The organism is Lujinxingia vulgaris, from assembly GCF_007997015.1.
GTDB lineage: Bacteria > Myxococcota_A > Bradymonadia > Bradymonadales > Bradymonadaceae > Lujinxingia > Lujinxingia vulgaris.
The window spans coordinates 145977-165498 of sequence record NZ_VOSM01000008.1 but is presented as its reverse complement, the minus strand read 5'-3'; the positions used below and the strand labels follow the sequence as shown (position 1 = coordinate 165498).

The window sequence follows — 19522 nt, the reverse complement described above, 5'->3', positions numbered from 1 at the left end:
TGAGGCGCCCTTCGGGTCCGCCCTTCGTGACTGCTCAAAGACGCACAAGACGCTCCAGCGCTTCGAGGCCTGAGGCAAGCTTCCGCATCGTCACCGGCGTTGATGCGCCCTTCGCCTCGTCTCGAACCTGCTCAGGAATCGCCCTCACGCTCCAACAACACCCTCTTACGCTCCACCCCCCACCGATACCCCGAGATGCTCCCATCGCTGCGAACCACCCGATGACACGGAATCGCCACCGCGATCGTATTGGCCGCACACGCCCCGGCCACCGCGCGAGCAGCCTTCGGTTCACCAATGGCCCGGGCCAGCTCCCCGTAGGTCAGGCGTTGGCCGGGCGGCACGGCCCGCAGCGCCTTCCAGACCCGCTCCTGAAACGCCGTGCCCCGAATATCCAGGGGCAAATCGCAGCCCAGCTGCGGCGCCTCAACCAACCCAACCACCCGGGCGACCAGACACTCAAAGTCGGGGTCTGCACCCACCAGTTCGGCGTTGGGAAACTGGCGCTCCAACTCATGGACCAGCGCCTCGGCCTCATCACCCAGTGAGATCGCGCACACCCCCTTGCCACTCGCCGCCACAAGAATCGCGCCGAGCGAGCACTCGCCAACCGCAAAGCGAATCGCCACATCGGGGCCACCTTTGCGAAACTCGCTCGGCGTCATGCCCAGGCGCTCGGTGGCACTTTCATAGAAGCGCCCCGACGAACTGTAACCCGCCTCAAAGATGGCTTCGGTGACGGTGTCTTTAGAACGCAAGCCGTTGCGAACCCTCGCGGCACGGTGCGCGGCGATATAGGCGTGCGGCGTCAGCCCGGTATGCGCCTTGAAAAGGCGATGGACGTGGTGGGGGCTGAGCTCCACATGCGCGGCGAGCTGCGCCAATGAGGGCGCCTCATCCTGGGACTTGATAAAGCGGCAGAGGCGCGCGACGAGCGCAACCTCGCGCTCGCCACGGGGAGGCTCCTCCGGTCTGCAGCGTTTGCAGGCCCGGTAGCCAGCCGCACGGGCCTGCTCGACCTTCTCGAAGAATACGATGTTCCTGGCCAACGCCTGACGGGAGCCACACGAGGGCCGACAAAAAACGCCGGTGCTTTTCACCCCGTAGACGAAGCGGCCGTCCGCCTCGGGGTCGCGCGCTCGCACTTGCTCCAGACGCGCGGCAAACTCCGCATCGTCGCTCCATTCGTTGTCAGACATGGCGTTTTCTCCGGTCTCATCGCTCCAGGATACTCGACATGTACAGGGTGCCGTGCCGGGCCACACTCCGAATCTTGCTCCCAAATGTTGGTCGGGCGGCCCTCAAGAAGAAGAGCCGGGCTCGCTCGCGAGCCCGGCTCTTTCTCCAGGTCTTTCTCAGGTACGAATCACCTAAACTCACCACACATACAAACGCACATGTCCCCCGAACTCCACAAACTCCAGGTTTCTGTTCGGCAACACCCCCAGCCCCGGACGCCACTCCAACACCACGTCGATCGGAAGGGCCTGGAAGTTGAACTCAATCCCGCCCACCAGCGAGACCGCCGTCCCGAACTGATCGTCCTCCGACCCAATCGCCCCGCCAATCCCCACATTCCACGCCAGCGCGAGCACCTCGGAGCTGAAGAGCGCCGGCAGGTTCACCAGCAAATCAGCCGAAGCGGCCAGCCCGTCGCAGCTCCGCCAACACCCTGCCGTAAACTGCATCGACGTCGCCCCCCCGAAACTTTTCAGCGACAGACCGGAAGACACCAGCGTCGACCCTACGCCAATCCCAAAGCTCCCCGGGTTGCGCTGAGCGTGCGCATCCCCCGCAAACGACGTGCTCAGAAGAAGAGAAGAAAACACCAGGGCCATAAGAAATCGAATCATACCGCTACTCCAGGTCAATGATTTCGCCATCTGTCCAGGTCCAACAAAATTGCACAGCGAAGCTCGACACCGTCACAAGAATGTCACCCGAATGGGTGCATCCACAGTCGCAATGATGCCGAGCAGACCGGCCACGTCCCCCACGCGAACACCTCAGTTCAAGGCACGACGAAATGATGTTCGCCGCCCCGGAGAGGCTGCCCGGTCTTCCTGATCGTGTTAGACGAGATGTGTTGAGCCGAGGCAGACCCGACCCCATGGAGCCCCTCCCATGACCACATTCGTCATCACCATCACGCTAGTCGCCCACCTCGTCTTACCTTCGGTGCTGGTGTCGTGGGTGGCGTTAAGCCGCACAACCTCGCGTCTTTACTGGATTCTCGCAACGATTCTCACGGCGGCCTTCCTCGCCACGATGCACGTCGCCGGAGCCGGCTGGAGCTGGTTTGGCCTCGTCTGGCGCTGGATCTTTCTGGCACTTTTTGTGCTCTGCATCGGACACTTTCTTTACCACCGCTGGCGCGACCTGCCCTGGCTTCCCGCCAAAAAAGCCAAACCCTGGCTGGCAACCCTGCTCGTGGGACTTCTGGCCGCGTACTTTCTGACCTCGATCCCCTACCTCATCTCGGCTGGCTCCCACGACGCGCGCGCCACCGAGCTCTCCTGGCCCCTCGATGGCGAGGACTTTTTCGTGATTCACGGAGGCGGCAACGAAGCCGTCAACCACCACTATCGCGTCGACGCCCAGCGCTACGGCCTGGACATCGTGGCGCTCAACGCCTGGGGCGTGCGCGCCCGCGGGCTCCTGCCCCCCGACCTCGACGCCTACGCAATCTACGGCACCCCCGTGCTCGCCCCCTGCGACGGCGAGGTACTCGCGACGCGCGGTGATCTGCCCGACCAGAAGCCGATGGAGATGGACCCCGACAACCTTCTGGGCAACTTCATCACCCTCCACTGCCACGACCTCACCATCCTCCTCGCCCACCTACGCCATGACTCGCCAGGCGTCGAAGCCGGCGACATGGTCAAAGCCGGCCAGCCCATCGCCGAGGTCGGCAACACCGGCAACACCTCGGAGCCTCACCTGCACATCCATGCGGTCGAAGGTCGCGTCACCGACCACGACACGCTGGCCTTCGAGGGTAAAGGCATGCCCATGACCTTCGGCAGCCGTTTTTTGAAGCGGAACGATCGCGTTCAACCCAACTAAATGCGCCCGGAATCCTTCTATGACCGCTCCGCTAGTCGCCGAGCGCTGGTCGGGCCTCCAGGGCCTCGACCCCTCCCCGGTGCTCCCTGATGGCTGCCGCGATCTGATCCTGCGCGTCCCTCCAGACGCCGCCCCGATCCTGCACCTTAGCCCTCTCGATACCACCGCCCGTGAGGTTCAAACCGCTCCCGGAACCCACTGGCTGGGGCTCCGCCTCTACGCCGGCACCACCGCCCGCGACGGCCGCGCCATCGACGCCGCACAGCTGCTCGAATGCCCCGACAGCCGCGCGCTCATCAATAAGATTCACCAGCATCCCGACGAGGCCGAAGCCCTGCTCCGCGAGCTTATCTCCACTCACCTCGCCAGCCCTCCCCCCGTCTTTCTCGACTACCTCGCGGCACTCTCCAGCACCGAGAACGCGGCGACGTTTCCCCGCCAACTCGGCGTCTCCGATCGCACCCTCCGCCGCCACATCACCCGCGCCACCGGCGCCTCGCCATCCTTCTGGCGCCAGCTCTCGCGCATCCGCCGATGCGCGCGCCAGATCGCCCGCACCGAACTCCCCCTGGCGGACATCGCCCTGAACTGCGCCTTCAGCGACCAGGCCCACATGCAGCGCGAAGTTCGCCGCTGGTTCGGTACCACCCCCGCCCAGATCCGCGCCCAGGCCCCCACCTACGCGCTCCGACTCCGCGAGCCGGAGCGCGGGCTCTAGCTCACGCAGGCTCGTGCAGACTCGGCACCGCCGGCGGCCGAAAATGCGGGTTAACCACAAGCCCCAGCCGGTTGCCGAAGGGGTCGGCCAAAGACGCCACCCAGATCCCCTCCCCCGTATGCCAGGGCTCCACCAGCGCCCGCGCCCCCAGCCCCACCAGACGCTCAAACTCCGCCTGAATATCCCCCACCCCCCAGAGCGTCTCCGAGCCCCCCAACGATGGGGTGAGATCCCCGGATGCAGCCATCAATCCCAATTCATAGCCGCATACATCAAAACCAATATAACGCTCGTTCTCAAAGTAGGGCTCTACGCCAAACGCCTTCACATACCAGGCTCTGGCTTTTTGCAGATCGTCAACCGGGTAAACAACAGTTCGAAGTCCCAACATCTCGGCCTCTCGCGTTTCAGGTAAATGGAGCGCACATCCTACGCGCCGATCCCCACCAACGGTATTGAATAAATCGGCCAGATTCGCCACGACGCTCTATCTTTTTTCCCAATGCGCCCTCTTACGCGTTGACGCCTCCCGCCTGCCAAACATACCGTCGCTCTATTCGCACTATGAACGTTCGTCGCGAGCGCTACCGCGACCGCCCCCGATCGAAGGCCCGGGCACCACACAAGGTGCGCTCGGCTGCAGAGCCCTCGTTATACGTGCGCACCCGAGGCCTCCTGCCCCCCGACCTCGACGCCTACGCCATCTACGGCACCCCCGTGCTCGCCCCCTGCGAGGGTGAAGTCCTCGCAACGCGCAGCGATCTGCCCGACCAGAAGCCGATGGAGATGGACCCCGACAACCTTCTGGGCAACTTCATCACCCTCCACTGCCACGACCTCACCATCCTCCTCGCCCACCTACGCCATGACTCGCCAGGCGTCGAAGCCGGCGACATGGTCAAAGCCGCCCAGCCCATCGCCGAGGTCGGCAACACCGGCAACACCTCGGAGCCTCACCTGCACATCCATGCGGTCGAAGGTCGCGTCACCGACCACGACACGCTGGCCTTCGAGGGTAAAGGGATGCCCATGACCTTCGGCAGCCGTTTTTTGAAGCGAAACGACCGGGTGCAGACGCGCTAAATCAGGCCGGTATTGGGTTGATCCGCCACTCCCATTAGTCCCCTACTCCTCGCTCTCGGGCTCGTACTGGTGCTCGAGCTCGTACTGGTACTCGAGCTCGTACTGGTACTCGTACTGGTACTCGTACTGGTACTCGAGCTCGCGCTGGTACTCGGGCTCTGGCTCGAACCTATTAGAGTTTGCTGAGCATCGCGCCGACACGGCGGAGTTTGTTTTGTTGTTCATCCTTGTTTCTAAAGGGCAAAAGATCCAGGCACGCGCAGAACTCGGCCGCAGATCCGAGAGCGATGCGATAGTGATTCGCACGCGACGGCCCAGACCGGGACGCCCCCTCCGCGATATTCAATAAGAGAGACTCCGATGCACGAACGGTTTGATCTTTGAGGTTCGAACGACCGACTGGAAACTTCTCGTTGTTCAGCCAATCAACGACTTCTTTCGCAAGTTGATAACAGTACAGCCGTTCGTGATTGAAATGGTGCATGCCAACCTCCTTAATAAGTGGACACATTAGATGACGGGGTCGACGACCACACCGACTCGCCCCACTTTGTTATCGAGAGGTTCTCCCCTGGTTTTCGTGCTCCCCCCAAATTTCCTCAGCGAATCCTGAATCTGCATCCAAACCCCAGCTCCAGCACGACTACCAGCTCCAGCACGAGTACGAGTACCAGCTCCAGTACGAGTACGAGTACCAGCCTCCAGCACGAGTACGAGTACGAGTACCAGCCTCCAGCACGAGTACGAGTACCAGCTCCAGCACGAGTACGAGTACGAGTACGAGTACGAGTACCAGCTCCAGCACGAGTACGAGTACGAGTACGAGTACGAGTACCAGCTCCAGCACGAGTACGAGTACGAGTACGAGTACGAGTACCAGCTCCAGCACGAGTACGAGTACGAGTACGAGTACGAGTACCAGCTCCAGCACGAGTACGAGTACGAGTACGAGTACGAGTACCAGCTCCAGCACGAGTACGAGTACGAGTACCAGCCACCAGCACGAGTACGAGTACGAGTACCAGCCACCAGCACGAGTACGAGTACGAGTACGAGTACCAGCTCCAGCACGAGACCGACCTCCCCCCCGCCAGAAATACCCCTCCTCTTCCCCCCTGTTACATCTGTGTGTATTCTCCCCATCACCTGTTACACCCCACCCCCCTCCCCCTGGAGGCCCCCCATGTCCACCGCCCCCCTCATCGAAGACATCCTCAACGTCGAACCCGATGAAACGATGGAGGCCCACATCCTCCAGGGCTTTCACTACCGCACCATCGAGGCCCTCCAGAACTATCTCGATCTCTCCCAGGTCGAGATGGCCAAAGCCCTCGGCGTGAGCCGCCAGACGCTGATCCGCAACCTCAAGGCCAAAAAGCATCACCTCTCCTCCCAGCTCTCCGACCAGCTCTACCGCGTCGCCCGCATCACCCGCCGCGCCATCGAGGTCTTTGGCGAACGCGACGCCGCATCGCGCTGGCTCAAATGCGAAAACGCCGCGCTGGGCGGCCGCCCTCCCCTTCACCTTTTGAAAACAGACGCCGGCGCCGAAAAGGTCGCCGAGCTTCTGGGGCGCATTGAGTTCGGAGTCTACAGCTGATGATGCGCGCCTTTCGCCTCACCGATCAGAAATGGGCCGCCACCGCCTTCGACGGCGAAGGCGCCCGACGCTTCGGGGGCCGCTGGAACCACCGCGGCTCCGCGGTGGCCTACACCTCCGAGAGTCTCGCGCTCGCAACGCTTGAGCAGCTCGTGCACGTCTCCGCCGGCATTCCCCTTGCCGGCCGCGTGGCCATCCGCGTCGACATCCCCGACGACCTCCCCGTCCGCACCATCCTCCCCGACGAGCTGCCCGAAGGCTGGCGACGCGTCGACGGGCTGCGCGCCCTCAAAACCCTGGGCTCCGAGTGGATCTTGAGCCGGGAGAGCGCGGTCTTGCGCGTGCCCTCCGTCATCATCCCCTCCGAATTCAACCTCCTCCTCAACCCCTCCCACCCCGACCTCGCCCGTCTCACCTTCCACCTGCCCGAGCCCTACGCTTTCGATCCCCGCCTCCTGAGCTCCCCTTCCGGTTGAGCCCCCCGATTCCACTCTTCAGTTGAAATCCCCTCCCCGGGTGATAAGGTCTGCCGCATTCGCGACAGCCCCTGAAAACCCAACGCCCCACCCCGGGAGGAACGATGTTCTCTACCTTACGCCCGACCTCCGTCGGACGCGCCGCCATCCTTATCTGTCTCACCACCCTGCTCGGCGCCTGCGCCTCCACCGGCACCCAGCGCGCCTCCGGACAGACCGCCTCCCTCGACCTCCCCGACGCTCAGAAGGTCCGCGAGCTGGCCTCCGCCCCCGCCCCCTCCGTGGACGTCTCCGAGATCGCCGGCCCCATCGCCGTCGAACGCTGGGAGTTGGTTGCACCTCTGCCCACGACCATCGGCCACACGCCACTGACCACCACAAAACCCTGGGAGCAGGGCTTCGCCGCCCTCGTCAACGACACCGACAACGCCGTGCGCTCCCAGGCCGCCTCCTGTGTCGCCCGCCAATTCGGCCACTACTACGCCGCCAACGAGCGCTGGCCCGACCAGGAGCTCCAGACCTTCATCGGCGCGCGCTGCGGCTGGATCGGCGGCAACTTCGCCTCCACCGCCCTGCGCGTCACCGACAACCGCCCCCTCGATCAGGTCGCCGCTCAGTTCGACGACCACATCGCCAGCTTCCTGGAAAGCTCCCGCAAAGCCATCGACGGCCCGATGGACGCCGCCCTCAACATCGAGCGCATCGGCGACGCCACCATCGCCACCCTGGTGGCCGGCGAACGCACCATCACCCTCAAGCCTCGCCCCATCACCTTCGACGAGCGCGGCACCCTTGAAGGTCGCGTCGAAAACTCCCGCTACAACCACATTCAGGCCTACATCGGCGACGGCCCCCTGGGCGCCCGCTCCTGCGAGCGCGACCCGGCCGCGCGCTTCCCCTCCTTCCGCTTCCACTGCAGCGGCGACTCCCAGACCGAGCCCCAGGGCCGCGCCTACGTGGAGTTCTCCCTCAACGTGCGCGACCAGCTCTTCTCCGAGCTCGGCGGCAACACCCTCCTGGTGAGCGACCCGGACGAGCTGCGCTACGTCAGCGCCACCGCCTCCGTCCCCGCCACCACCGAGGGCACCACCTCCACCGAGCGACTCGCCGCACAGATCAACGCCTTCCGCGAGCGCGCCAAACTCACCCCCGTCGCCTTCTCCCAACCCCAGTCCAAAACCCTCGGCGAACTCCTCCCCCACATGCTCGCCGCACAGAGCGACGACGATGAGAGCCTCTTCTCCCTCTTAACCCTCGCCGCCATCGCCGGCTGGGACATCGACTCCCCCATCCTCTCCGGCGACTTCACCATGCGCGTCACCGCCCACAACGACCCGATCCGCACCATGGCCACGCTGCTCACCAGCCCCTCGACCCGCCACATGCTCTTCGACCCCGACTTGAGCCACATCGCCATGGCCGCCTCTCGCCAGGAAGGCGCCACAAGCCTCCTGCTCACCGGCTACAAACGCGTCCCCGGCCTCACCGGCGACCAACTCGTCGAACGCGCCCTCAACACCCTTAACAGCGCCCGCGAGGCCGCCGGAAACCGCCCTGTCATCGACTCCGGCAACTACCAGCAGGCCGCAACCCTGCTCTCCGGCGCCGTCGCCCAGGGCAAAGGCACCCCGGCCGAGGCCACCGACCGCATCGTCAACGCCATGGCACGCAATCTCGAAACCGAAGTCCGCTACTGGACCCTCGCCACCGACAACCTCGAAGACTTCTCCATCCCCGAAGAGCTCATCACCGCTCGCGCCCTTCGCGCCACCGTCTTCGCCGCCCCCTACCAGCACCCCGACGATCCCTGGAGCATCTACCGGGTCGTCATCATGTACGCCAAAGGCGACATCCGCTGATCCCCCGCGACGCGCTCGTCAGGCCCGACGAGCGCGTCGCTCTCACGCGCTGTAGTACTGGACGTTCGCTATGAAGTACCTCACCGCTCCCCCCTCGCCACGCCACCAGGCGCTCCTCCTCGCCCTCCTCCTCCTCCTGGCAGCTGCCTGCGCCACCCCTGAGCCCAACAGCCGCATGGGCGAGGCCCCCTCATTGGACCTTCCCTCCCGAGAGAAGATCCAGGAGATCGTGGCATCGCCCGCCCCCTCCATCTCCCTCGAAGAGCTCGTCGGCCCCCAGCCCGCCGAACGCTGGAACCTGGTCGCCCCGCTGCCCGACACCCTCGGCCACCAGCCTCGCCAGAACCTCGAAGTCTGGGAGCAGGCCTTCGCCCAGAAGGTCGACAGCCTCGACAACACCGCCCGCTCCGAGGCCAGCCACTGCGTCGCGCGCCAGAACGCCCACTACTACGTCGCGCAACAACGCTGGCCCGACAATGAGCTCGACACCTACATCGGCGCGCGCTGCGGCTGGATCGGTCCCGACCACTTCGTGCGGCTTTCGTACCTCAACGCCAACACGCCCCTCGACCAGGTCGAAGCCCTGGCTGCGGACAAAATCAACACCTTCATCAACGAAAGCCGCAACCGATACACCGGCCTCGTCGACTTCGGCATGCACGTCGAACGCATCGGCCAAAACGTCGTCATCGCCATGAGCGCCGGCCGACGCACCATGACCGTCACACCGCGCCCCATCACCTTCGACGAGCAGGGCACCCTGGAGGGTCGCGTCCTCGACGAGCGCTATGACTACGTCCGCGCCTACATCACCGTCGGCAACCTCGACGCCCGCCGATGCGAACGCGACCAGTCCGTACGCTACCCCGAGTTCCGCTTCCACTGCGGCGGCGACTCCGAGACCGAGCCGCGCGGTCGCGCCTACGTCGAGTTCTCCCTCTCCCTGAGCGACCAGCCCTGGTCTGACATCGGCACCATGGCCCTCTTTGTCACCGACCTCGACGACCCTCGTTACGTCAGCGCCACAGTTGCCGTCCCCGACGTACGCGACGCCTCCGACGCCTTCTCCCGCATCTCCTCCCAGCTCAACCGCATCCGCACCCTCTCTGGCATGCAACCCGTCGAACGCTCCGACGCCCAGTCCCGCACCATCAGCAAAGTCTTTCCTCACCTGCTCCAGGCCATTCAAGACAAGGACGCCGCCGCATCCGAACTCTACCAGGGCGCCGTCACCGCCGGCTGGGATATCGGCGAGCCCATCCTCTACGGTGACTTCACCATCCGTCACTACCGCGCCGAGAACCCTGCTAAGGTCATGGCCCTCATCCTCACCAGCCCCACCGCCCGCGATATGCTCTTCGACCCCAACCTCAGCCACATCGCCCTGGCCGCCGTTCAAAACGAGGGCTCCACAAGCCTTCTCATCGGCGGCTACAACCGCGTCCCCGACCTCTCCGAAGATGAGCTCGTCGCCCGCGCCCTCAACACCATCAACACCGCCCGCGACGCCGCCGGCAACCGCCCCGTCTACGACTCCGGCAACTACCAGCGCGCCGCCGTCATCCTCTCCGGTGCCATCGCCCGGGGTCAGGTCACCCCCGCCCGCGCCACCGACCGCGTCGTCAACGCCATGGTCAACAACCTCCAGACCGGCGTGCGCTACTGGACCCTGACCGCCCGCGACCTCGACGACTTCCACGTCCCCGATGAGCTCGTCAACGCTCGCCTCCTGCGCGCCGCCGTCATCGCCGCCCCCTACCGCCACCCCGACGATCCCTGGCACCTCTACCGCGTCATCATCATGTACGCCGAAGATGACATCCGCTAAATCGCCCTGAGGCAAAACGACAGCAGCCCCGCTTGATTCAAGCGGGGCTGCTGACTTCTCCTTCGATACCTGCCGTCCAGGCTTTACTCCGCCGGGGCGGTGACCACGACCTCGGTCGTCACCGAATCGTGTTGCGACGAAATCTCCAGACTATGCGTCCCCGCCGACAGCTCCTGCTCTCCCGGGCCCGTGGGCAGAGTCGCCTCAATCCGAACCCCCTGCCCCGGCGCCACAGGCGTCTCGGCATCCCCACCCTCGGTTTGGAGCTGAAGGCCAACAATACCCCCACCTTCCATCGTGATCTGCCCGGTGAGCTCGATAATGCCCTCGGTCGTCCCCGTATTCGTTCCCAGAACCACAACCTCCAGCGACTCGCCCTCAACCACCGTCAGCGTGCTCGCCTCGGTAACAATGCTCAGCTCAAAGAACGCACCTTCCTCGTCGATGATCGGCGCTCCCGCAACCACCACATCGGCAGTGACCGTCGTCTCACCCAGGACGACCTCCGCGCTGTAAGTGCCGGCATCGCCTTCGGCAGTCATCCAGGTAAAGCTGCCACCTTCAGCGCTCCCCGCCGCCACCGCGATCTCCGCCGTGTCGGTGAACTCCCCAAGCGTCAGCGTCACCGTCGCCGTGCCGTCCGCGTTACCGGTGTTCTCCACCGTAAACGCCACTTCCACAGCCTGACCTTCATCCACGCTGAGCGTGCTGCTGGCCTCATCCAACTCCAGCGAGAAGCTCGCCTCTGCAATCACATCGGCATCATCGTTGGTGTCGGCGCCTTCCGCCACAGGCCACGGCAAAAAACGCCATGGACGTGATCAGCAAGAGGGCCAGGATCGTGCTCTTTTGGGTGTGAAACGTCATATCAAACATCTCCTTTCCAGATGGATCGGTTGCGCTCATGGCATACGTGCCGCGCACCCGCGCGCAGCCACTTCATCGACGAGCAGTTAAGGGTTGCGGTGGGTTAGCAAGAAGGAAGCAAACCCGCAAGCCCACGCGGCCAGGTTCACCCGGGAGTCCCCCTCCGACATCCAATAAGCGGCTACTCCGGGTCCAAACATCACCGGGAGGCCCACACGCCTTGTCGAAACGCCCCTCTCCACGCATCCTCATACCCTGTCCAAGCTCCAACTCCGAGCTCCATCAGGCCCCCCCGCCTGCACGCAACTCCCACGCCCCACGCTCCCGACGGACTCGACCACCGTGCACACCCTCATAACAAACATCCTCGGAGGCGTCGGACTCTTCCTCCTCGGCATGGCCCTCTTAAGCGACGGCCTGCGCTCCCTGGGCGGAAACGCCCTGCGCGCCTGGTTGCAACGCCTCACCGGCAACCGCCTCTCCAGCGTCGCCACCGGCACCGTGGTCACCGCACTCGTCCAGTCCTCCAGCGCCACAACCCTGATGACCATCGGCTTCGTCAGCGCTGGCTTACTCTCCTTCACACAGTCGCTGGGCGTCATCCTGGGTGCCAACCTCGGCACCACCATGACCTCCTGGCTCGTCGCGCTCATCGGACTCAAAATTGATATCGGCGCCTTCGCCCTCCCCCTGGTCGGCATCGGTGCCTTCATTCACCTGCTCGCGCGCGCCAGGGGCGCCAAACTCGGCACCGCGCTCGCAGGCTTCGGCCTTATCTTTGTCGGCATCGACGTCCTCCAGACCGGCATGCTCGAGGTGAGCACCCGCGTCTCCCCGGCCGACTTCGCCATCGACGGTTTCGGCGGCCGCCTCCTCCTGGTCGGCGTCGGCATCGTCATGACCGTCATCATGCAATCCTCCAGCGCCGCCGTCGCCGCCACCCTGACCGCCCTCGCCACCGGCGCCATCGACGTCACCCAGGCCGCATCGCTGGTCATTGGCCAGAACGTGGGCACCACCATCACCGCCGCCATCGGCAGCATCGGCGCGACCATCCCCGCCCGACGAACCGCCCTCGCTCACATCCTCTTCAACGTCCTGACCGGTTGCATCGCCCTGGCCGCCCTTCCCCTCCTGATACCATCGCTAAACGCCCTCCTCACCGCCCTCCACGTACACGACGATGCCACCCACATCGCCGCCTTTCACACCGCCTTTAACCTCATCGGCGTCCTCCTCCTTCTCCCCTTCATTCACCCCTTCTCCGCACTCATCGAACGCCTCATCCCCGGCCCCGTCCGCCGCTTCACCTCCCACCTCGACACCTCCACCCACAGCCTCCCCCCCATCGCCCTCGACGCCGCCGCGACCACAATCTCCGAGATGCTCTCCGCCCTCCACCGCGCCACACTCGCCAGCCTCGACGAGCACAGCGACCGCAACGCCCATCCCGACTTCGAGCCCCTGGCCAGCGAACTCCGCGAAGGCATCGCTCAGACCCGCGCCTTCTTAAACGGCGTGCAAACCTCCGCCTCCGACGAACGCCTCTTCGCCCGCCACCTCTCCCTTCTCCACGCCCTCGACCACCTGGAGCGCTACCTGCGCTGGACCACCGAACACGGCAACCTGCAACACGCACGCATCAACCCCAACTTCTCCAACGCGCGAAAGCTCCTCATTAACCTTCTGCACTGCGCCCTCGACTCCCCCGATCCCCACGACACAACCTCCGTCGCCCAACTCGCCGAACTCTCCGCGCTCCTGGGCGCCGAACGCGAACGCCTGCGCCCTACCCTCATCCGCAAGAACGCCGCTCACGCCTCCGTCGACCTCTTCGCGGAACAGCGCTCCCTCAACGCTCTCACACGTATCGCCTACCACACCTGGCGCGCTCGCCATCACCTAACCCTCCCCGGCGATAGCAACGCCGACGTCCTCGACGCCATGAACTAACCTCCACAGACACTCTCATCGGGGTTGAGCCTCCCTCCAATCGCGCTACTATCACCCTCCTCCCTCAACTCCACTCTGCGCCCCGGCCCCCTCCCCATGACCTGGTGGCTCGAAGCACTCCTGGCAGCCTCTCCCATCGTCCTCATCCTGGTGGCGATGGTCCTCTTCAAACGCTCCGCCGCCACCGCCGGCGTCCTCGGGCTGCTCCTCACCCTCGCGCTCACCCTCCTCCACTTCGGCTTCCCCTCCCTCGCAAACTCCGACGCTCCTCGGATAACCGGACTTCTCGGCGCACTGGCCGAAGCCTCCTTCACCGCCGCCTCCATCCTCTGGATCATCTTCGGCGCCCTCTGCATCCACCGCCTCCAACTCAGCTCCGGCGCCATCGACACCCTGCGCCAACACCTCGCTCACCTCACCGACGACCCCAGGCTGATCGCCATCCTCATCGCCTGGTTCTTCGCCCTCTTCCTCGAAGGCGCCGCCGGCTTCGGCACCCCCGCTGCCCTGGCCGCACCTTTTTTGGTGGCCTTCGGCTTCTCCGCCGTCCACGCCGTCGCCATCACCCTGATCGGCTATGCCGTCGGCGTCTCCTTCGGCGCCCTCGGAACCCCCGTCATGGTGCAGCTCGCCACCACCCCCTTCAGCCCCCTGGACATCGCCCGGGCTACCTCCGAGCTGAGCATCCTCAGCGGCGCAGTGCTGCTCGGCCTGATGGTCCGCCAGGCCCACCAAAACGCCCCGACCACCCCCGCACCCGACGCACCCCGGGCCTCCATCGCCGGCTGGTACCTGCTCGCCGCAGCCGGTTTCCTCCTCCCCATGGCATTCATCGCGCGCCAGGTCGGCCCGGAACTTCCCACCATGGGCGCCGCCCTCGTCGGCACCACCCTCCTCATACTCGCCATCAAACTCCGCGGTCGAAACACCACCGACACCCCTCAACCTCCCCCCCAACCCGACGACGCCTCACCTGCCCCCATGCCCCTCTGGAAAGCCGCCTCCCCCTACCTCGTCGTCATCGTCCTGGTCCTCCTCACCCGCCAGCTCGACACCCTCAGCGCACTGCTGCGCTCCGTCGACATCAGCTGGCAGCTCTTCGACCTCTTCCACGGCCACCTCGAACCCCTCTTTCACCCCGGCACCATCCTGATACTCGCCTTCCTCATCGGCGCCCGCATGCAATCCGCCTCCTGGCGCCAGACAGGTCAGGCCGCCTTAGCCGCCTTGCACATGCTGCTGCCCGTCATCCTCACCCTCATCGCCATGCTCAGCATCTCCCGGCTGATGGTGCACGCCCACATGATCGACGCTCTGGCCGAAGCCGCCGCCCACACCGGCTCCGCCTGGCCCCTCTTCGCTCCCCTCATCGGCGCGCTCGGCACCTTCATCACAGGCTCCGCCACCGCCTCCAACATCATCTTCACCGACTTCCAACTCACCACCGCCGAACACCTCGGCCTCAATCCCTTACGCCTCGTCGGCGCCCAGGGAGCCGGCGCCGCCATCGGCAACGCCATCGCCCCCCACAGCATCATCGCCGGCTGCGCCTCCGTCGGCATCAACGGACACGAATCGGAAGTCATCAAACGCACCCTCCTCCCCGCCACACTCGCACTATCCCTTACCGGCCTGCTTGTCTGGCTCCTCCTGAACTAGACGCTCCGCCCCACAAAGCGACATCCGCCCCCTCTTTAACATCACATTCCAATATGCAAATCTCGCCAGCAAGATTTGCACATTGGCCTCCCTAACTTAACTTCTCGCCAGCGAGATCCGCTACTCGGAACCCCGAGTTGCCATTCTCGCCAGCTAGATCCCCTACTCGGAACCCCGAGTTGCCATTCTCGCCAGCTAAATCCCCTACTCGGAACCCCGAGTTGCCATTCTCGCCAGCTAGATCCCCTACTCGGAACCCCGAGTTGCCATTCTCGCCAGCTAAATCCCCTACTCGGAACCCCGAGTTGCCATTCTCGCCAGCTAGATCCCCTACTCGGAACCCCGAGTTGCCATTCTCGCCAGCTAGATCCCCTACTCGGATGCCCGAGTTGCCATTCTCGCCAGCTAGATCCCCTACTGGACGTCTCCAGCTGCACTTCTCGCTACCGAGATCCCCTACTCCACGCGTTGACCTGCCGTTCTTGCTACCAGGATCCGCTACTCCACGCGTTGACCTGGCGTTCTCGCTAACGAGATCCGCTACTCCACGCGTTGACCTGCCGTTCTCGCTACCGAGATCCGCTACTCCACACGTTGACCTGACGTTCTTGCTACCAAGATCCGCTACTCCACGCGTTGACCTGCCGTTCTCGCTACCGAGATCTGCTACTCCACGCGCCGACCTGCCGTTCTTGCTACCGAGATCCCCTACTCCACGCGTTGACCTGCCGTTCTTGCTACCGAGATCCCCTACTCCACACTTGGACCTGACGTTCTCGCCAAAAAGATCCCCTACTCCACGCGTCAACCTGCTCGCCTCGCCGCCGAACAGAATTACTCGTCCTCCACCCTCCCCATCGTCGCGCTCAACCCGGGAGCGCGAACCATAACCTGGTGCAACCCGTACGACGCACCGATCGCATTCGCAGAGACCTGCCGCGGCGTCGTCATCGTATCGAGCAGTGTTACAAACTCCCCGACCACCGCCGACTCCCGCCACGCCTCCAGGTCCAGCGCCGTCGCGCTCGCGCTGCGCAGCTCGATCACATGCGCCGCGTGCTCCCGACTCGGCAACGCCAGGCTCGCCACCAGAAGGTTGCGCTCCGCCGGCACCGCCCCTTCTCCCTCCCCAAACACGAACACCTCCAGCTCCACCTCGAGATGCCCGGGCTGCTCAGCCCCCTGCGGCGCATCCACACCGCGAATCCCGCGCAACAACACCCGCACGGGCCCGGCCTCATCGGCCTCGCCGCCCAACCCGTAGCGCATCGCAAGCTCCCCCTGATGCATCTTCAAGCGCGTGCGATGCGTCAGAATATGCAGGTGCGTCGTCACCCCCAGCACGGCATCACGTCCCAACGCATGCAGCGGCGCCACCTCCCCCTCAATATCCGCAAGGTTCGTCCCTACCCCCGCAAAGTACGTCGACGTCCCCACATCATAACTCAGCCCGGCCGGCATCAACGCCACGTTGTCCAGCCCCAGGTCATACCCGCGAAAGGTCACCAGCGTCAGCGGCTCAAGACTCCCGCTCAACCGCTCCGTGAAGAGCGCATTGAGTTGTTCTCTCACGGGTTTCTGCACCCGCTCCGGCAGGCTCTCTAACTTCAAGTCCACCCACAGACCGCCAAGCCTCGGAATCTGATTGGTATCCAGGCGAATCGCCAGCTGGCTCTCCCCCACGCGCACAAACTCCAGAGGCGCCACCACCGAGAACTCCCCGGCATAAGGCTCGTCCTCCCGCTCTCCCAGCAGCGGGAGATCCACATCGAATCGCCCCGCGATCTTGCCCCCGATCCTCAAACAATGCTCACACGCCTGATCCGGCCGAAGCTCCAACTCCAGAAACTCATGCTCCAGGCGCACCGGGATCTCTTTTCCCGCCACGCTCAAGACCCCGTCCTCGATCGGCAACGCCCCCAGCACCTGGCGCCCGACCTCGCGTTTCATCAACTCCCCTATCGCCGAGGGCCGAAACGCCACCCCCATATGCAGCGGCACCGCCATCGCCTCCTCCCCTGCCTCCGCACTCCCCAGAGGCCGCGTCGCTTCAAGCCCTGCGATCTGCGCGGCCAGCGCCTCCGCGTACGCCTCCTTCACATCCTCCTGCGTCAACGTCGGCTGCGACACAGCCTCGCCATCCGACTTCGTTCCCGTCGTAGAACAGGACATCAGCCAGGCACACAGACACACCAGCACAGCGAGAGATGAAAGGCGGCACATACGCATCGGAGAGCTCCGTTTCGAAATAAGGCAACAGGCGTTCGAAAGCACCCTCTCCCTTACTCGCCACCGCGATCGCGTTCAAGCCATCCCCCTTCCCCATCTCCCCTCTCCGGGAACTCGCCACCTCCTCATCGCTCGCCAACTCCCCAATAGAAAAGGCCGGCATATGCCGGCCCTCTCCAGATGCGTTCACGCCACGTTGGCGCTCTACTCACCTGCTTAATCGGCAGCGAGCACCACCACCTCTGCCCTCATCGACTCCGCGTGCGGCTCGCAATAATAGGGGAAGGCTCCCACATCATTGAAGGTCACCTCGGTGCTATCCTCCGGAGCGAGGTCGCCGCTGCTAAACACAGCTCCCGGCTCCTCCTCGGGAGTACCCGAGGTCACCGTATGCGTCTCCGTCCCCACGTTGGTCCAGACCACCGTCGTCCCCTCCACCACCGTGAGTGACGCAGGGCTAAACGCAAAATCATCAATGGCCACCGCGCACACCTCTTCGGTGTCCACGCACGTATCCCCGCAGCGGGTCAGGCCAGCCTCACACACGCAGCTCTCGCTGCTGGCCTCGTAGCTCAGATCCCCTGCGCACTCCTCCGTGTTGTCGACATCATCGGCAGGCTCGTCGGCCTCACCACACCAGCGCACCCATGGCGAGCGCGGAGGTCACAAGCCCCATCATCACTCTTTTGTACAGCATATCCACTCCATGATCTCGGAGGCGACCTCGGGTCGCCCCCTTCGTAAAAGAAACGTTGAAGAGGTAAACGAGCATCCTGCAAGGGCAAGCACAACGTTGGGCGCCGCGCCTGTCCGACCTCGCGCAAAAGAATCGCGATCAGCGTCGCCCGAGTATCCGCCGCAGCCGTCGCCGCAGCGATGGGGTCGGGCTCCTCATCTGCGTCGGGCTCGTCCTCAACGTCGGGCTCGTCGTCTGCGTCTGCATCCTCACCGGCATCCATCTCCATATCGGGCTCTTGAGGATCGTCCTCACCGCCACACGCGGTCGACAGGGAGAGCGAGCCTACCAGAAGGGCCATCAGGCAAAGTGAAAAGCAGCGTGTCATCGGTACTCCATCGTTCGAGTTCACAGACCGCCGTTCGCCCTTCAAGACGCCCGGCGCAGCGGGGTTACACACGGAGTACGCTCGCCGGCCACATCCGGTTCATAACTTTTTTCAACGCCCGACCTTCACCACGTTATGTTGTGCTCTGACCTCTATGCCAACGACGGAACCAGTAGAGCCCCTGCACCCCGATTGAATACTCCAGGAACGCTCCCGTACTCTACCCTGACCCAGTCGAGTACTCTCCCCGACGGCCGTGGAACACGTGATGTTTTGCAGAGCGCAAGGTGCATGTCGTCACGTCCGGTAGAACGCGGTCATCGATGCCGGATGCAAACCCCACGTTTTGAACGAAGTCTTATGAGACGCGCATGCTTTCATTGATGATGACGATACCCTCGACACCACAAAACGCTCACGCGAACAACGAACCCGTCCCCCCCGAAGAGCCCCGAATTTGGTACGGATGGCAGCTCATTGCGTTCGACGCCCTCGCGCTTGCCATAACCACGTATGCGTTTGGCAACTTGGGCTACGGCGCACCTTCCTCTATCGACGTAGTGCTCAGCGCCGGCATCATCATCTTTGCCCTCGGCTCTCCCGCCCTACATCTCATTCATAAGCAGCCCTGGCAGGCGGCTTGGAGTCTGGGGCTGCGCGTCGGGACCCCGCTCCTCGGAGCGATGACGATGGACAGTGGCGGCTACGGCGCAGTCAGTGCCATCGGTCCTTTTCTGGGTGCCCTCGCCGGAGCTGCCTTAGCCCCCCTTGTCGACTACGCCTTGCTGGCGTTCAAGACCGACACGACCTCACAGAATGGGTCCGTGTAGGTTCTTCTTCATTCGAGGCGTCGGCACTTGTGACAGGTCGCTAGCACGATGATGGTTGTCGAAAGGTGACATAGCCATTCTCGCCAGCAAGATCCACAACTCCACGCGTCGACCTGCCGTTCTCGCTACCTGGATCCGCTACTCCACGCCACGACCTCTCCTTCGCCCTTCCGCCGGATCATCTGCATCGATGGTCTGGCGCGCAGCGGCGATCTAAGAGACTGCCTCGGCGCCTGAGGCACCTTCCCCTCCTCCCCCCGACACACTCCACCTCCCTCCCCCTGGCTCTC

19 protein-coding genes are annotated in these 19522 nt (G+C 64.2%); 10 read left to right on the top strand and 9 right to left on the bottom strand.

The annotated features are described in order from the left end of the window. Window positions 1-131 precede the first annotated feature (131 nt). On the bottom strand, window positions 132-1199 hold the full coding sequence (gene ada, locus FRC98_RS15785) for a bifunctional DNA-binding transcriptional regulator/O6-methylguanine-DNA methyltransferase Ada (RefSeq protein ID WP_146982403.1): 1068 nt from the start codon (window positions 1197-1199) through the stop codon (window positions 132-134). 177 nt (window positions 1200-1376) lie between these two features. Further along, window positions 1377-1853: a hypothetical protein gene (locus FRC98_RS15780; protein WP_146982402.1), complete on the bottom strand. Its 477-nt coding sequence runs from the start codon at window positions 1851-1853 to the stop codon at window positions 1377-1379. Between the two features lie 271 nt (window positions 1854-2124). Between FRC98_RS15780 and FRC98_RS15775 the strand changes: the two genes are divergently transcribed. Further along, the gene (locus FRC98_RS15775; RefSeq protein ID WP_146982401.1) at window positions 2125-3066 is read left to right on the top strand and encodes a M23 family metallopeptidase; all 942 of its coding nucleotides are present in this window, start codon (window positions 2125-2127) and stop codon (window positions 3064-3066) included. 19 nt (window positions 3067-3085) lie between these two features. After that, window positions 3086-3784: a helix-turn-helix transcriptional regulator gene (locus FRC98_RS15770; protein ID WP_146982400.1), complete on the top strand. Its 699-nt coding sequence runs from the start codon at window positions 3086-3088 to the stop codon at window positions 3782-3784. A 1-nt stretch (window position 3785) separates the two neighbouring features. Here FRC98_RS15770 and FRC98_RS15765 read toward each other — a convergent pair whose 3' ends face one another. Further along, window positions 3786-4175, bottom strand: coding sequence for a VOC family protein (locus tag FRC98_RS15765; RefSeq protein ID WP_146982399.1), 390 nt, complete (start codon window positions 4173-4175; stop codon window positions 3786-3788). A 266-nt stretch (window positions 4176-4441) separates the two neighbouring features. Between FRC98_RS15765 and FRC98_RS15760 the strand changes: the two genes are divergently transcribed. Continuing rightward, window positions 4442-4867 carry a M23 family metallopeptidase gene (locus FRC98_RS15760; RefSeq protein ID WP_230467679.1) on the top strand — a complete coding sequence of 142 codons (426 nt, stop codon included), beginning with the start codon at window positions 4442-4444 and terminating at the stop codon, window positions 4865-4867. Window positions 4868-4909: 42 nt separating this feature from the next. Here the strand turns inward: FRC98_RS15760 and FRC98_RS21645 are convergent, their stop codons facing one another. From FRC98_RS21645 to FRC98_RS15750, 3 genes are all read right to left on the bottom strand, one after another. Next, window positions 4910-5068 (bottom strand): hypothetical protein, encoded by a 159-nt coding sequence (locus FRC98_RS21645; RefSeq protein WP_230467678.1) that lies wholly within the window; start codon window positions 5066-5068, stop codon window positions 4910-4912. Beyond that, a complete protein-coding gene (locus tag FRC98_RS15755) occupies window positions 5040-5351 on the bottom strand; it encodes a four helix bundle protein (protein ID WP_230467677.1) in 312 nt (103 codons plus the stop codon). The genes FRC98_RS21645 and FRC98_RS15755 overlap by 29 nt, the downstream gene beginning before the upstream one ends. A 159-nt stretch (window positions 5352-5510) precedes the next feature. Continuing rightward, window positions 5511-5840, bottom strand: a complete 330-nt coding sequence (locus tag FRC98_RS15750; protein WP_146982396.1) for a hypothetical protein — start codon at window positions 5838-5840, stop codon at window positions 5511-5513. 210 nt (window positions 5841-6050) lie between these two features. Here FRC98_RS15750 and FRC98_RS15745 point away from each other — a divergent pair, with 210 nt between their 5' ends. The 4 genes from FRC98_RS15745 to FRC98_RS15730 all read left to right on the top strand — a co-directional run bounded on the left by FRC98_RS15745 (window position 6051) and on the right by FRC98_RS15730 (window position 10630). Next, window positions 6051-6467 carry an Xre family toxin-antitoxin system antitoxin gene (locus tag FRC98_RS15745; protein ID WP_146982395.1) on the top strand — a complete coding sequence of 139 codons (417 nt, stop codon included), beginning with the start codon at window positions 6051-6053 and terminating at the stop codon, window positions 6465-6467. Beyond that, the gene (locus tag FRC98_RS15740; protein ID WP_230467676.1) at window positions 6467-6943 is read left to right on the top strand and encodes an RES family NAD+ phosphorylase; all 477 of its coding nucleotides are present in this window, start codon (window positions 6467-6469) and stop codon (window positions 6941-6943) included. The genes FRC98_RS15745 and FRC98_RS15740 overlap by 1 nt, the downstream gene beginning before the upstream one ends. A 104-nt stretch (window positions 6944-7047) precedes the next feature. Continuing rightward, a complete protein-coding gene (locus FRC98_RS15735; RefSeq protein ID WP_146982394.1) occupies window positions 7048-8802 on the top strand; it encodes a hypothetical protein in 1755 nt (584 codons plus the stop codon). A gap of 70 nt (window positions 8803-8872) precedes the next feature. Continuing rightward, entirely contained in the window at window positions 8873-10630 is a 1758-nt protein-coding gene (locus tag FRC98_RS15730) for an RNA-binding protein (RefSeq protein ID WP_146982393.1), read from the top strand. An 83-nt stretch (window positions 10631-10713) separates the two neighbouring features. Here the strand turns inward: FRC98_RS15730 and FRC98_RS15725 are convergent, their stop codons facing one another. Beyond that, window positions 10714-11433, bottom strand: a complete 720-nt coding sequence (locus tag FRC98_RS15725) for a hypothetical protein (protein ID WP_146982392.1) — start codon at window positions 11431-11433, stop codon at window positions 10714-10716. 406 nt (window positions 11434-11839) lie between these two features. Here FRC98_RS15725 and FRC98_RS15720 point away from each other — a divergent pair, with 406 nt between their 5' ends. Both FRC98_RS15720 and FRC98_RS15715 read left to right on the top strand, forming a co-directional pair. Then, complete coding sequence (locus FRC98_RS15720; RefSeq protein ID WP_146982391.1) at window positions 11840-13450, top strand: Na/Pi cotransporter family protein; 1611 nt, start codon at window positions 11840-11842, stop codon at window positions 13448-13450. A 96-nt stretch (window positions 13451-13546) separates the two neighbouring features. Continuing rightward, window positions 13547-15109 carry an L-lactate permease gene (locus FRC98_RS15715; protein ID WP_146982390.1) on the top strand — a complete coding sequence of 521 codons (1563 nt, stop codon included), beginning with the start codon at window positions 13547-13549 and terminating at the stop codon, window positions 15107-15109. An 834-nt stretch (window positions 15110-15943) separates the two neighbouring features. Here the strand turns inward: FRC98_RS15715 and FRC98_RS15710 are convergent. Both FRC98_RS15710 and FRC98_RS15705 read right to left on the bottom strand, forming a co-directional pair. Further along, window positions 15944-17281, bottom strand: a complete 1338-nt coding sequence (locus tag FRC98_RS15710; RefSeq protein WP_146982389.1) for a hypothetical protein — start codon at window positions 17279-17281, stop codon at window positions 15944-15946. Window positions 17282-17554: 273 nt separating this feature from the next. Then, window positions 17555-17983 (bottom strand): cupredoxin domain-containing protein, encoded by a 429-nt coding sequence (locus tag FRC98_RS15705; protein WP_146982388.1) that lies wholly within the window; start codon window positions 17981-17983, stop codon window positions 17555-17557. Between the two features lie 790 nt (window positions 17984-18773). Between FRC98_RS15705 and FRC98_RS15700 the strand changes: the two genes are divergently transcribed. Next, window positions 18774-19232: a hypothetical protein gene (locus tag FRC98_RS15700; RefSeq protein ID WP_146982387.1), complete on the top strand. Its 459-nt coding sequence runs from the start codon at window positions 18774-18776 to the stop codon at window positions 19230-19232. Window positions 19233-19522: the final 290 nt, after the last annotated feature.